This is a genomic window from Breoghania corrubedonensis, assembly GCF_003053845.1.
Taxonomy (GTDB): domain Bacteria; phylum Pseudomonadota; class Alphaproteobacteria; order Rhizobiales; family Stappiaceae; genus Breoghania; species Breoghania corrubedonensis.
The window spans coordinates 203,072-217,240 of the sequence record NZ_QAYG01000007.1 but is presented as its reverse complement, the minus strand read 5'-3'; the positions used below and the strand labels follow the sequence as shown (position 1 = coordinate 217,240).

Genomic DNA, 14,169 nt, shown 5'->3' with positions numbered 1-14,169 from the left:
CGATCGAATCCGGCAATCCCGGCACGGACATGACGCAGGGTAACATACCTTGCATCAGCGCCGGAACCGGACACCGGCTTCGATCGTGTGGCTGTCGTAGTCCTGACCGGAAAGCGAGCTGTCGACCCGTTCGTAGCTGTATTGCGCCTGCAACGCCGCCGTATCGGATATGGCGTAGGTCGCCGTCGCGCCGCCCGTGTAGGTCAGCTCGGTGAGATCGATGCCCTGGTAGGAGCGGTAGGACGCTCCCCCCGACACCGCCACGGCAACATCTGTGGTCAGCGAATGCGCCACGGAAATCTCGCCGCTGTGAATGAGCGATCCGGAGGCGCCGGTCAGGGATGAGGCCTCGAAGGCCGTCGATGCGCTCAGGCGTACCGAAGTCAATCGACTCGGCGACCATGTCAGATCGCCGTCGACAAGAACACCTTGCAGATTCTTGTATTGATCTCCGTCGAGATCCTCGCTGCGCCAGCCGACGCCGATCTCACCGGAGAGTTTGGGTCCGCCATTGAAGACGACACCCGAGCGCACGGCATAGCCCTTGGCGTTGCGCTCCGTTCCGTCCTGGTAGAACCGGCCGAGAACGGTCGCTTCCGCGAAAGGCGAAACCGTGGCGCGCAGATTGTAGGCAAGGCGCAAGGTGCCGGAGGCCACCATGTTGTCGCGGTTGCCCACCTCGTCGCCGCCCGTGTAGATCGTCCCGTCAATGCCGCCGCGCAACGTGACCGCGACAAGTCCGGCATCGCGCGTCACGCCAAGCGAGCCGGTCAACCCGTGCTGGTAGGTCCGGTCGGATCCGCCGGTGCTTTCCGCGTTCGAGCGCGACTCGGGCGTGAGCGCGTAGCCGCCGTTGACCTCCACCGTGGTCACCTCGCCCGCTTCAAGACGCAACAGGCCGGACGCCGTACCCGACACGTCGTTGCCGTCGCTGCCGGCGGGGGCGTCCGGATAGCCGGTGAAACTGCCGCGCAGGTTCACTTCCAGTGCATGCCGGTCCCAGTCGCTGGTGACCCTGAGCGAGGGGGCCAGACGCACGAGCCCGCCGGACTCGCCTCCCGCCGCACCGCTCACATTCGTCGTCGCCCCGGCACGCACCGTCAGTTCCGGATAGAGCAGAACATTTCCCAGCCGGATACCGCGCGGCGCGTCACGTTCCGTATCGCCGGCAAGAGTGGCCCCGTCATTTCGCTTGCGCGGGACGGAGCCAGTCGTCAGCGGTTCGGCCGGAGCCAGCGGCTGGACCGGACGAACCCGCCCGACGGGTATCCGTTGCTCGGACGTCACCGCCGCGACCGGCCGGCCCCGCGGAACCGCGACCTGTGATGTCGTGCCCTGCGCGCCGTCGGCGGGGTCGTCCAGCGAAAGATCGTCGGAAAGGTCATCGCCCGCCGAGCTTGCCCCCGTACGCGCACTCGCAGAGCGGCTATCGTCGCCCGCCGCGGCCAGCGAACCGCGCAGCACGTTCGAATCGCTCGTCCTCGAGTCGCGCGTCTGGGCGGCGGCGGCCGTTGCGCTGGCCAGCACGCAAAGAACAAGTGCGGTGCGTATCATCTGCCTGATCGGCCTGGTTCAAAAGGACGCGCCGGTTTGTCGCGCGCTCATGCTCATACTTTCCGAAGTCTGAAAAATTTTGGTTAATTTTATCTTGTGATCGCGCGAAATCGCACCGAAGAGGACACGGAGCCGCGCCGCGGCCTCCGCCGCCTCGCGATCACGATGGCGCCCCTTTCTCCGCGCCGTCTCGGTATTGCCGCAAACATTTGATGTTGAGTTCAAAGGATGCGAAACAGAACCTGGCCGGGATGGTCAGGCGCGCAAGGTCAGCCGCGGTGTTTCGATAGGCCACGGCACATGGGGTAGTCAGTGTTGAATCCGGAAAATGAGCCCGGTGCGGACGTCGCGTCCGCACCCGATGAACGCGTTCTTGGGTGGATAGCATCGGCCGAGCACACGCTCGATACCGAAATCGCGGCGATACAGGCGCTGCGCGCCGCGCTCGGCAACGGGCTTTCGGCGACCTTTACCAAGGCCGTCGACCTGATCGGCAAGCTCACCGAAGGCAGGCTGATCGTCACCGGCGTGGGCAAGAGCGGCCATATCGGCACCAAGATGGCGGCGACCTTCGCCTCCACCGGAACACCTGCCTTCTTCGTTCATTCCAGCGAGGCGAGCCACGGCGATCTGGGCATGATCACCGAGCGCGACGCGGTGATCGCGATTTCCTGGTCGGGTGAAACGCAGGAACTGGCCCCCACCATCGCCTATACGCGCCGCTTCAACGTGCCGCTCATCGCCATCACCTCGCGCAAGGACAGCGCGCTGGGGCGTGCCGCCGACATCGTTCTCGCCCTGCCCCGGGTGGACGAGGCCTGTCCGCTCGGTCTGGCACCGACATCGTCCACCATCATCCAGATGGCGATCGGCGATGCGCTGGCCATCGCGCTGCTGGAATCGCGCGGCTTCACCGCTCGAGACTTCTCCATCTTCCATCCCGGTGGCCGGCTCGGCGCCAGCCTGCGGCTCGTGCGCGAGATCATGCATACCGGCGAAGCGCTGCCGCTTGCCCCGCTCGGCACCCCGATGCGCAAGGCGATCGTCCTGATGACGCAGAAGGGCTTCGGCTGCCTGGGCGTCGTCGACGAACTTCACAAGCTCGTCGGCATCATCACCGACGGCGACCTGCGTCGTCACATCGACAGCAATTTCCTCGATCGCAACGTCGAGGACATCATGACGCATGCCCCCAAGATGGTGGCGCCGGACCTGCTCGTCGCCTCCGCGCTGGAGCAGCTCAATACCTCCTCCATCACCGCGCTCTTCGTGGTGGAGGACGCCCGTCCGCTGGGCATCGTCCATCTGCACGACCTGTTGCGCGTCGGCGCCGCCTGAGACCGCCGCGCGTCAGCGCTGCCCACAAGCGGGTGGCGCACGGCCGAGCCTCCAGTCTGCCGCCGCCGACAAGCCTTCGTGCCGGTCCGACGTCGCCCGACTGACTACGCCATCCGTCTTGCCGGCCTTCCAATGGCCGGCGGGCGTGAAATGTCCTCGTCGTTTTCCCTTTGTAAACCATAACCGTGGCGAAGTGCGGCATAGCCCCGTTCTGGCGCGCGATTAGCAATTGCTTAGCGACAATGCGGCTAGGGTACGCTTCGAAATCGGGGCTCGAACGGGACTGGGGGCAAGCACGGGCAGGTCATGCCTCTGCCTTCCATGCCTCGGACAACTAACGTAAACGAGGTCGTCTCACGTCGCCGCGAAATGGTGGCGTCCGGACGCCTGGGGAGCGGCATTCGGCAATGGATCTGGCGAGTATCATCGGTGTCGTGGGAGCCTTGGGGGTCGTCCTGGCGGCGATCTTCGTAGGTGGCAGTTTCAGCCAGTTCGTCGACGTGCCCTCCATCCTGATCGTCATCGGCGGCGGGTTTGCCGCAACGCTGATCCGCTTTCCGCTGGCCGGGATCGGCAGCGCCATGGTGCTGGGCTCGAAGGTCGCCTTCTCGCACAAGAAGGTGGAGCCGCGCGAGCTGGTCGAAAAGATCACCGAGCTGGCCGACATCGCGCGCAAGTCCGGCCCGCTGGGCCTCGAAAACGTCGAGGTCTCCGAGCCGACGCTGGCGCGCGGCGTGCAATACATCGCCGATGGTTATGACGGGGATTTCATCCGCGGCTCGATGGAGCGCGAACGCGACCTGTTCCTGGAACGCCTGTCGGAAGGAAAGCGCGTCTTCAAGGCCCTGGGCGACAGCGCGCCCGCCTTCGGCATGATCGGAACGCTCGTCGGTCTGGTGCAGATGCTCGCCAACATGGACGATCCCTCCACCATCGGTCCCTCGATGGCGGTCGCCCTGCTCACGACGCTCTACGGCGCGCTGATATCCAACGCCGCCTGCCTGCCGCTTGTCGACAAGCTGGACAGCAAGTTCGATATCGAGGAACTCAACCAGACGCTGATCATCGACGGCGTGATGCAGATCCGCGAGTCCAAGAGCCCCGCCATCATCCGCGAAATGTTGATCGCATACCTGCCCGAAAAGAGCCGGGCCGACTTCCAGGACGCGGCTTGAGCCAGGGGATCTGAGCGATGGCGAAGAAAAAGCAAGCAGGCGGCGGCGCACCGGAGTGGCTGGTCACCTTTGCCGACCTGATGTCGCTTCTGGTCTGCTTCTTCGTGCTCATCATCTCCTTTTCCATCCAGGACAAGGAAAAGCTCCAGGTCGTCGCCGGCTCCATGAAGGACGCCTTCGGCGTCAAGGAAAACTCGCGGCGCAGCGGCGTCATCGAGGTCAAGGGCATCCCGATCCGCGACTACATGAAGGACGTCTCGCAGCGCCCGACGGAAAAGGATTCCGACTTCGCCACCGAGCAGCACGAGCAGCGATCGAAACAGGGGCCTGAGGCCAATACCCACGATGTGGAGAAGGCCAATATCGAGCGTCCCCGTCAGTTCGCCACTGCCGCCGCCTCCATCCGTCAGGCCTGGCAGGAAATGCCGGAAATCACGGAATTCCAGTCGAACCTGATCATCGAGGAGAACGAGGAGGGGCTGAACATCATGCTGGTCGACCAGGACGGCCGCTCGATGTTCCCCGAAGGCTCCAAATACCCTTATGAGACGACCCGCAAGCTGCTGGCCAAGATGGCACCGGTGCTGATGGAGATGCCCAACCGCATCAAGATCACCGGACACACCATGTCAGGCAGCGGCGTCCAGGGCTCGGGTTACACCAACTGGGAGCTTTCCGCCGACCGGGCGAATGCCGCGCGCCAGATCCTGTCGGAATACGGTGTCAAGGACGACCGCTTCTTCGCCGTGGTCGGAAAGGCCGATACCGATCCGCTTTTTCCGCACGACCCGTATCTGGCCGCCAACCGGCGCATTTCCATCCTCCTGATGGACGAAAGCCCGCCGCTGCCGGTCGACTACCGGCCGTAATCAACTCTTTTTTTTCCGAAAATGCGGAAGCCGGGGACCGATCCCGCGTCCATCATCACCCGGCGAAGTCCGGGTGACCCGGCGCTCTGCGCCCGTGCTGCAAGCGACAGCAGATAGCCCGGGCTGCGCCGAGCAATGACGGTGGAGAGATCGGACGAGGTGGCGCGTGCCGCGTTCGGTTCGCGCAGGCCCGCATTCGACCTGCGCCCAGTGGCCGCCGGTCTCAAGCATCTCCATCCATGGCCGTAATCAACTGTGTTTTTTTGAAAATGCGGAAACCGGGGGCCGATCCCTCGTCCGTCATCACCCGGCGAAGTCCGGGTGATCCAGCGCTCTGCGCCCATGCTGCGCGCGACAGTGGATTGCCCGGACTGCGCCGGGCAATGACAGTGGAAAGATCCAAAAATGAATCGGGATCGCGAACCGCACGGCAGTGGCTTTTGTCCGCGATGACATCGACGGTCGCGGCGGTTTTCTTCCCGGGCTCCGGTGCGCCCGGGACGCAACCTTCCCGCAGACATCCCGCAATGAAGGCCGCGACAACGCCCCCTCCCGCTTCGGCATTTGAGATAGATCATGACAATCGCAAAAATTGACTGTATGTACAGTCAGGACTGAAACTGTACGTACGTACAATCAGTTCGTGCAGTGCGATCTGCCTGCAACGTGAAGCTTCGACAGGCAGAGCCACAGCTATGGAGGACAACGTGGCGAATTCCCAAAAATACCGGGTACTGGGGGGCAGTTTTGCTGCCTACACCTTCGATGCCTTTGACCTGCTTCTGCTTGCAATGGCGTTTCAGCCGATCATGAACGACCTGAGCCTGACCCGCTCCGAAGCCGGCATGCTGGCGACGGCAACTCTTGTCGGTGTGGGTTTTTCCAGCGTTCTGATGGGCTGGTATTCCGACAATTACGGCCGCCGCAAGGCGATGCTGTGGTCGCTGATCTCCTTCAGCCTTCTCACCATGCTGATCGCCGTGGCCCAGACCTGGACCCAGATCCTCATCCTGCGCTTCCTCGCCGGCCTCGGGCTCGGCGGCCTGTGGGGCGTCATCGCCGCCTATATCGCGGAGACCTTCCCGCCCAAGCAGCGCGGCCGCGCGGCCGCCTTCGTCATGAGTTCATTCCCCGTGGGCGTCGGTCTCGCCTCGTTCCTCGCCGGCAAGATCATCCCGGCGTTCGGCTGGCGCGCCCTGTTCCTGACCGCCGGCGCCGCCCTCATTGTGGCGGCCTATGTCTTCCTGTTCGTGAAGGAATCCGAAGTCTGGAAGGAACAACGCGAGGCCCGCAGAACGGGAACCCACACCGCCCCCGAAAAGGTCTCTGTGGGTGAGATCTTCAGGGATGGCATGGCCCGCAACACCATCATCGCGACCGCCATTTCCGCCCTGGCGCTCTTCGCCTACTGGGGCACCACGTCCTGGCTGCCGACCTATCTGGTCAAGGAGCGCGGCCTGTCGGTCGCCGATATGGGCATGTTCATGACCATCCTCTCGGTTGGCATGTTCTTCGGCTACAACCTGTTCGGCTGGCTCGCCGACATCATCGGCAAGCGCAATGCGCTGGCGCTGTCGCTCTGCGGCTCGGGCGTCATGCTCGCCATCTACGCCATGACCGAAAACCCCACCATGCTGATGTGGATGGGACCGGCCTATGCCTTCTTCATGGCCTTCGTCGGCCTGATGGGCTCGTACTACGGCGAGCTTTACCCAGTACGCGTGCGCACCACCGGTTCAGGCTTCTGCTTCAACGTCGGTCGAGGCGTCTCCGCCTTCGCGCCGCTGGTTCTTGGCGGCCTCGCCACGACCTTCTCGCTCCAGACCCTGATCCTGCTCTGCTCGATCCCCTTCCTGGCCGCCGGTCTGCTGACACTTCTTCTGCCGCCCTCGGAAAACCTGCGCAGGGAAGAGACCGGGCCCAAAAAACAGCCGGTTCCCGTCCGCTGATCCGCAAATCAGGAGATTCATGACATGCGCAAGATCGTTGACCTGTCGATCTTCTTCGAAAACGGCACCCTGGCGGATCCGCCCGCCTACGAACCAAAGATCCACTACCGCACCCACAAGGAAACCGCCGACGAGCTGCTGCCGTTCTTCCCGGGTCTGAAGAAGGAAGACCTGCCCGACGGCGAGGCCTGGGCGATCGAGTGGGTCGAGATCACCACCCACAACGGCACCCATCTCGATGCGCCCTACCACTTCCACTCGACCATGAACAACGGCGAGCGGGCCTGGACCATCGACGAAGTGCCGCTGGAGTGGTGCTACCAGCCCGGCGTGAAGCTCGACTTCCGGCATATGGACGACGGCTATGTCGCGACCGCCGCCGATGTCGAGGCGGAACTGAAGCGCATCGGCCACGAGCTGCAGCCGCTGGAGATCGTCGTCGTCAACACCCGCGCCGGCGAGGCCTATGGCAAGGAAGGCTATGTCGCCGCCGGTTGCGGCATGGGACGCGCGGCGACGCTCTACCTGCTGGAGCGCGGCGTCCGCGTGACGGGCACCGACGCCTGGAGCTGGGACGCCCCGTTCGTTCACACCGCAAAGCGCTACGCGGAAACGGGCGACGCCTCGCTCATCTGGGAAGGCCACAAGGCCGGCCGCGACATCGGCTACTGCCACATCGAGAAGCTGCACAATCTCGAGGAGTTGCCGTCCGACGGTTTCGAAATCGCGTGCTTCCCCTGCAAGGTGAAGGGCGGGTCCGCCGGCTGGACCCGCGCTGTCGCCATCCTTCCCTGATGCCTCTTTCGCAACCTTTCCCGGCCGCGGCTTCCCCGCGGCCGGCCCATGAACGCAGGCACGGCCTGAGACAGATGGATCGAGACACATGGCAAAAACGATCATAACCGTTGCCACCACCGGCGCCTGGCCGACAAAGGAAAACAACCCGGCCATTCCGCTGACCCCGAAGGAAATCGCCGAGGACGTCTTCGAATGCTGGCAGGCGGGCGCCGCGATCGCGCACCTGCACATGCGCGACGCCGAAGGCAAGGGCACGATGAGCGCCGACCTGTTCGAGGAAACCGTCGGGCTGATCCGCGCGCGGTGCGACATCGCGCTGAACCTGACGACGTCGGGCGACCTCAACGCCACCGACGACACCCGCATCGAGCATCTCGTCCGCCTGCGCCCGGAGCTTGCCTCCTACGACGCCGGCACCATGAACTGGATGCACGAGACGCTTTTCATCAATCACCCGAAGTTTCTCGAACGGCTCGGCCGCACGATGACCGAACTCGACATCCTGCCCGAGATCGAGATCTTCGACGGCGGGATGATCTACAACGCGTTGCACTACATCAAGCAGGGCGTGCTCAAGGCGCCGGGCTACTACCAGCTCGTGCTCGGGGCCGCCGGCGGCATGGCGGCGACGGTGGAAAACCTGGTGTTCCTGAAAAGCCTGCTGCCCGCCGACGCCAACTGGTCGGCGCTGGGCATAGGTTCGCGCCACCTGCCGATCCTGTTTGCGACGATCGCGCTGGGCGGCAACGTGCGGGTCGGGCTTGAGGACAACGTCTACTACACCAAGGGCCGCCTGGCGAAATCGAATGCCGAGATGGTCGAACGTGCGGTTCGCCTCGTACGCGAAGCCGATCGCGAGAACGCCACGCCCGACGACGCGCGCGAGATACTGGGTCTGCGCCATCCCTGACGGGCACCGCCCCATCGGCCACCACAGGTGACCTGCCCCCCGTCGGGGCTGCGACCACGCATGCCGTCCTCCACTGCCCTCGAACGGAGGCCGGCATGCGGGTCGCAGGATACCGCACACCACAGCAAGCTATAGCGTCCCGGCCTTTATTCCCCACACACGTCGTCCATTGCCGAAGGCTCTCATGGGCCTCTCCCGACCCGATATTCTTGTGAGTAACCTCTATCGAGCCACAGCCCGCGGCCGGCCGCGTTGCGCGACCTCTGACGCTTGCAACGCCGCGCGCCTGCTCCAAACACCGACGCTCGCGGCGACCACATGCAGCCCCCGGCCCGCCGCATTCATTGACATCGCGAGAAGGCGGCTGCTATCTCAAGCGCTTATGGTTCCAGGACGGATTCAGGAACCACTATTCATTGGCGACGAATGGCCAGATCCAGAAAATCATCATCGTCCGGCGCGGACGCGGAAGAACACGGCGCGCCGACGCGCCGGCAACGCATCGTGCTGGAAGCCGGACGCCTGTTCGCGGAAAAAGGCTATCACGGCGTCTCCATGCGCGAGATCGCCAGTGCGGCCGATGTCCAGCTTTCCCTGATCGTCTATCACTTCTCCACCAAGGAAAACCTCTACCGCTCCGTCTTCGACCACTTCCACACCATCTTCGAGGAACGGCTGGAACTGCTCGACCGGGTCGAGGCCTCCTCCGCGCCGGATGCCTTGAGGCGGATCATCGAGGCCTTCGTTCTTCCGGTGCAGAAGGCGAGGGAGACCGAGGAAGGCCGGATCTATTCCCAGTTGATCCTGCGCGAGGCGTCGGATCCGGAGCAGGAAACGCGCGGCATCGTGCGCGACTACTACGATCCCATGGCCACCCGCTTCATCGCAGCCCTGAAGCTGGCGCTCCCCGAAAAGGACGTCGACGGGCTCGCCTGGGGCTATCTCTTCTCGGTGAGCGCGCTGGTCATGAGCCACTTCGACGCCCGCATGCAGCGCCTGTCGAACAGCGACATGGGCGAGGCGCACGAAAAAGAGAAGAACGAATTCCTCATCCGCTTCATCTGCGGTGGCCTGAAAGGCATCTGAACGGGCGGGGGAGAGCGCCCGTGCTTTCTCTCGAACCGCCCGCACTGTCCGCACAAGGGTGAGGCCCGGCCGGAGCAGATCCCCTCTCCCATTGGGAGAGGGCTAGGGGCTCCGCAACACGAAACAGCCACCAGCGTCAGCCTTCGGCGGCCACCACCTTCAGCACAGAGCCGTCCACTTCGACGACCCTCACCTTGGCGCCCGCCGGCAGGTCGGGACCCGTCACCCGCCACACGCTGTCGTCGACGTTCAGCCGGCCCGTCCCCTGCGCGATCGGTTCGCCCAGCACGAATTCGCGTCCCACGTAGCGCGAGCCGCGACGGTTGAGGGTGGGGTCGCCCTCCCCTTCGCTTGCGGCGCTCTTGCGGTTCATCAGACGACGACCGGCGATCAGGCTGGCAAAGGCGATCACCAGGAAGATGATCAGCTCGGCCTGCCAGCCGATATCGACGAATAGCGCAAGGGTTCCCACAAGCAGCGCGGAGATGCCGAACCAGAGAAAGAAGGTGCCTGGCGCCAGGATCTCCAGACCGAGCAGCAGCAGCCCCAGAACGTGCCAGCTCCAGGGACCGAGTTCGCGAATGAGAGTGCCGAAGAGGCTCACGGCTGTCTGTCCTCGTTGCCGCCGGTCGCAGGCACCCGCCCACCCGGACGTCGGCCAGCGGGCGCGTCACCCTTGAAGGCTTCCCGCGCGATCTCGCCGATACCGCCAAGCGCTCCGAGGATCGACGTCGCCTCGATCGGAAGCAGCAAGGTCTTCTGGTTGGGCGACTTCGCCATCGCCTCCAGCGCCTCGACATACCGGGTGGCGACGAAGTAGTTGATCGCCTGAACATCGCCGGCGGCAATGGCCTCGCTCACCATCGTCGTTGCCTTGGCCTCCGCTTCCGCCTCACGCTCGCGCGCCTCGGAATCGCGATAGGCGGCTTCGCGCCGGCCCTCCGCCTCCAGAATCAGCGACTGCTTCTGACCTTCCGCTTTCAGGATCTCCGATTGCCGCTTGCCCTCGGCTTCCAGGATCGAGGCGCGCTTTTCGCGTTCCGCCTTCATCTGACGGCCCATCGCATCGACCAGATCCCGCGGCGGATTGATGTCCTTGATCTCGATACGGGTGATCTTGATGCCCCATGGCTCGACCGCAGCGTCGACGACGCGCAGGAGCTGGGAATTGATCTCGTCGCGGTTGGACAGCAGCTGGTCGAGGTCCATCGACCCCATGACCGTGCGGATGTTGGTCATGGTGAGGTTGAGAATGGCATTCTCGAGCCCCATCACCTCGTAAGAGGCCCGCGCGGCGTTCAGCACCTGATAGAAGGTCACGCCGTCGACCGTCACCGTGGCGTTGTCACGGGTGATGACTTCCTGCGAGGGAACGTCAAGCACCTGTTCCATCATGTTCATCTTGGCGCCGATGCGGTCGATGAACGGCACGATCAGGTTGAGGCCCGGCGAAAGCGTGCGCGTGTATTTGCCGAAGCGCTCGATGGTGTAATTGTAGCCTTGGCTCACCGTCTTCACGCCGGCAACGAAGACCAGGACGACCAGCAGCAACAAGACGATGACGGCAATATCGAAGCCGGTAACGAATTCCATCAAGAGTCTCCGCGGTTGGAGGGCGGCGTCAGGCCCCCATGGCCCACGCCGCGAATCGAGCCCGCCCAGCGGCGCGACTATGCAGAACTATATACCGCGCCGCCAGATCGCCCGCAGCGGAAACCGCACGGCCCGCCTACAGCCAACCCGAAAGCTCCCGCCGCACCACCGCCTCGATCACCCGCATCCCGTCATCGCTGTCGTTCAGACACGGGATATGGGAAAATTTCTCGCCGCCGTTTTCGTGGAAGATCTCGGCATTCTCGCCGGCGATCTCCTCCAGCGTCTCGAGGCAGTCGGTGACGAAGCCGGGATTGATGATGGCGATCCGTTTCACGCCCTCCTTCGCCAGCGCCTCCACCGTCTTGTCGGTGTAGGGCTGCAGCCATTCCTCGGGCCCGAAGCGCGACTGGAACGTGATCCTGAGCCGTTTCTCGTCCCATCCCAGCCGCTCGCGCAGAAGCCTGGTCGTCTTCTGGCAGTGACAATGATAGGGGTCGCCCTTCTTGAAATAGGACTGCGGGATGCCGTGAAACGAGGTCAGCACCACCTCCGGCTCGAAATCGAGCGAGGCGAGGTGCGTCTCGATGGAATGCGCCAGCGCCTCGATATAGACCGGCTCGTCGTGATAGGGTGGCACGGTTCGCAAGGCGGGCTGCCAGCGCATCTTCTGCAGCGCCTCGAACACCTTGTCGTTCACCGTCGCCGTGGTGGAAGCGGAATATTGCGGATAGAGGGGAAAGGCCAGGATACGTTCGCACCCGGCCGCCGTCAGCGCATCGAGGCGCTCCGCGATCGACGGATTGCCATAGCGCATCGCCCAGTCCACCACGACCTGCGGCTCGCCGGCGAAGGCGGCTGCAAGCTTTTCACCCTGCGCGCGCGTGACGGTGCGCAGCGGGCTTTCATCGCGCTCCCTGTTCCAGATCGAGGCATAGGCCGCGCCCGATTTGCTCGGGCGGCGGGTCAGCACGATGCCGTGCAGGATCGGATACCAAAGCCAGCGCGGCCATTCGATGACACGCTTGTCGGAGAGGAATTCACGCAGGTAGCGCCGCATCGGCCAGTAGTCGGTGCCATCGGGCGTGCCGAGATTGACCAGAAGCACCCCGATCTTTCCCATGGCGAGCGGCGGGTGTCCGCCCGGCAGATGGGGGGTGGCCGCGGACGGAGCGGCGACGGATTTGGAAGGGCGGGTGGCGGCCTGTGTCTTCTCGTCGATCATCGTCTGGCAAGTCGCTCCTGAATGGTGAGGCCCGTGCGCAGCAGGGCCGGCATGCCATGCTTTCGCACGGCACAGGGCCGATGGCTTAAGCCGCACTGCGCCCGAACATCGGCACGGCGGCGGCCTGCGCATATATGGGGCATGCGCAAACTTATGGAATAGCCGGTTTTCCCGCTTTCGTCACGCGCGGACGCCCCTGAGCGCGACATGCCTCCAAAGCGCCTCCAAAGGGCCTGCGAAGTGCCTTCGAAGTGCCATCAAACGGGTCTTTGGTGCGTTGTCGGGGTACGGGACATCCGTGCGTTCGCCTCACCCAAGGGCCATTCGGACAATGCCTTAAGGATTAGTGAATAGCCCTTTCTTCAGCCTATTTTCAGACTTGTAGCCGTTTATTCAGAGCCAAACACGCGGGCCCACCGCGGCAGTGACAGGATAGACGCAATGGCGTTGAGCGACCCGTTCGAAGACGGCGGCCTGGGTGAGGTCCTGATCATCGACCCGCAGGATTTCGGCTCCCGGCTGATGAAGGTCATGGTCGAAGACCTCGGCTGCCCGAGCGCGATGACGGCGGATACCGTCGCCGACGCGCTCGCCTCTCTCGTCGCCTCGGATATCGATCTGGTGATTGTCGACCGCCGCTTCGGCATGTCGTCCATCGCCCGCCTGCTCAAGGCCCTGCGTCAGGCATCCGACCCCCGCTTCCAGAACATCACGGTACTTTTGAGCACCGACGCCGCCGACCGCGCCTTCGTCGATGCCATCGGCCTTATCGGCGTGGACGGAATCGTGGTCACGCCCTGCTCCGCCAGGATCCTGGGCGAGCGCATTGGTGCGGCGCGCGGCATCTGGCACCGTCATTTCGCATCTCCGCCGCGCCCGCGGGCAGCTTACGGCAAGCTGGCGCCGGAACGCGAAATCACGCCGACACGGCCCACGCCGCTGCCTTCACGCTGAAAAAACAGGGAAAAAACGAACCTGCGGAGCGCGGGCAAGGGCATTGTCCACACGCAAGACCGTGCCGGTTTCGGTCCAGGTACCGGTTTCAGTCCAGATAATAGCGCCGCGCCGTGGAAAACCAGAACTCGACGATCGTGTTCAAGATCGCGCTCATGCCTTCCAGCGTGTCGACCTTGGAGACCACCGCGTTGGCCCCGCTTTCATAGGCGCGACGGATGGTTTCCTCGTCCGTCGCCGTCGTCAACACGCAGACCGGCACCGAATGCAGCCGGCCATGGGCGCGCAGCTTGTGCAGGAACGTGGTCCCGTCGACCACCGGCATGTTGAGATCGAGAATGATCAGGTCGGGCGGCGCATTTTCGTCCGCCGCTCCCTGCTCGAGAAAGTCGAACGCCTCCCGGCCGTCCTCGCAGACCTTCAGTTCCAGCCGGATCGGCGCGTCCCGAAGCGATCGTCTGATAACCAGAATGTCGTCGGGATCGTCCTCAACCAGCAATACCCGGGCATCAACAATCGGATCGGTGTTTTCTTTCTTGTCCGATGCGGTGCCCATGGCAAACAAACCCCAACGTTATTTTTCACGAGATGCATGGGAAAGACTGGGTCCCCCCGACATCACATTGACTGTTTTCCACTTCCCGTTGAAATACTATAGTCTCTTCAGGTCAGGTTCCACAATAGAATCACCATAAGCTGGCTGAGGACAAAAGGGCGT

General features: G+C 63.8%; 13 protein-coding genes. 8 read left to right on the top strand and 5 right to left on the bottom strand.

Features of this window, described 5'->3' with window-relative positions; all coding sequences use genetic code 11:
- Positions 1–54: 54 nt before the first annotated feature.
- Positions 55–1,554 carry an outer membrane beta-barrel protein gene (locus C8N35_RS17460; RefSeq protein WP_107990986.1) on the bottom strand — a complete coding sequence of 500 codons (1,500 nt, stop codon included), beginning with the start codon at positions 1,552–1,554 and terminating at the stop codon, positions 55–57.
- A 381-nt stretch (positions 1,555–1,935) separates the two neighbouring features.
- On the opposite strand from C8N35_RS17460, the gene C8N35_RS17455 reads away from it, so the two are divergent.
- From C8N35_RS17455 to C8N35_RS17425, 7 genes are all read left to right on the top strand, one after another.
- Entirely contained in the window at positions 1,936–2,892 is a 957-nt protein-coding gene (locus C8N35_RS17455; protein WP_245926840.1) for a KpsF/GutQ family sugar-phosphate isomerase, read from the top strand.
- A 407-nt stretch (positions 2,893–3,299) separates the two neighbouring features.
- On the top strand, positions 3,300–4,067 hold the full coding sequence (locus tag C8N35_RS17450) for a motility protein A (protein ID WP_107990984.1): 768 nt from the start codon (positions 3,300–3,302) through the stop codon (positions 4,065–4,067).
- Between the two features lie 17 nt (positions 4,068–4,084).
- Positions 4,085–4,936: an OmpA/MotB family protein gene (locus C8N35_RS17445; RefSeq protein ID WP_107990983.1), complete on the top strand. Its 852-nt coding sequence runs from the start codon at positions 4,085–4,087 to the stop codon at positions 4,934–4,936.
- 707 nt (positions 4,937–5,643) lie between these two features.
- On the top strand, positions 5,644–6,885 hold the full coding sequence (locus C8N35_RS17440; RefSeq protein ID WP_107991037.1) for an MFS transporter: 1,242 nt from the start codon (positions 5,644–5,646) through the stop codon (positions 6,883–6,885).
- Between the two features lie 24 nt (positions 6,886–6,909).
- On the top strand, positions 6,910–7,680 hold the full coding sequence (locus tag C8N35_RS17435) for a cyclase family protein (RefSeq protein ID WP_107990982.1): 771 nt from the start codon (positions 6,910–6,912) through the stop codon (positions 7,678–7,680).
- 88 nt (positions 7,681–7,768) lie between these two features.
- Positions 7,769–8,593, top strand: coding sequence for a beta-keto acid cleavage family enzyme (locus tag C8N35_RS17430; RefSeq protein ID WP_107990981.1), 825 nt, complete (start codon positions 7,769–7,771; stop codon positions 8,591–8,593).
- 426 nt (positions 8,594–9,019) lie between these two features.
- A complete protein-coding gene (locus tag C8N35_RS17425) occupies positions 9,020–9,679 on the top strand; it encodes a TetR/AcrR family transcriptional regulator (protein ID WP_107990980.1) in 660 nt (219 codons plus the stop codon).
- 136 nt (positions 9,680–9,815) lie between these two features.
- On the opposite strand, the gene C8N35_RS17420 is transcribed toward C8N35_RS17425, so the two are convergent.
- The 3 genes from C8N35_RS17420 to hemH all read right to left on the bottom strand — a co-directional run bounded on the left by C8N35_RS17420 (position 9,816) and on the right by hemH (position 12,395).
- Complete coding sequence (locus C8N35_RS17420) at positions 9,816–10,283, bottom strand: NfeD family protein (protein ID WP_107990979.1); 468 nt, start codon at positions 10,281–10,283, stop codon at positions 9,816–9,818.
- Positions 10,280–11,272: an SPFH domain-containing protein gene (locus tag C8N35_RS17415; RefSeq protein WP_107990978.1), complete on the bottom strand. Its 993-nt coding sequence runs from the start codon at positions 11,270–11,272 to the stop codon at positions 10,280–10,282. Before C8N35_RS17415 ends, C8N35_RS17420 begins: the two co-directional genes overlap by 4 nt.
- A 136-nt stretch (positions 11,273–11,408) precedes the next feature.
- Complete coding sequence (hemH, locus tag C8N35_RS17410) at positions 11,409–12,395, bottom strand: ferrochelatase (RefSeq protein ID WP_107991036.1); 987 nt, start codon at positions 12,393–12,395, stop codon at positions 11,409–11,411.
- 543 nt (positions 12,396–12,938) lie between these two features.
- Here hemH and C8N35_RS17405 point away from each other — a divergent pair.
- Positions 12,939–13,451, top strand: a complete 513-nt coding sequence (locus C8N35_RS17405) for a response regulator (protein WP_107990977.1) — start codon at positions 12,939–12,941, stop codon at positions 13,449–13,451.
- An 88-nt stretch (positions 13,452–13,539) separates the two neighbouring features.
- Here the strand turns inward: C8N35_RS17405 and C8N35_RS17400 are convergent, their stop codons facing one another.
- Positions 13,540–14,007 (bottom strand): response regulator, encoded by a 468-nt coding sequence (locus tag C8N35_RS17400; RefSeq protein WP_107990976.1) that lies wholly within the window; start codon positions 14,005–14,007, stop codon positions 13,540–13,542.
- Positions 14,008–14,169: the final 162 nt, after the last annotated feature.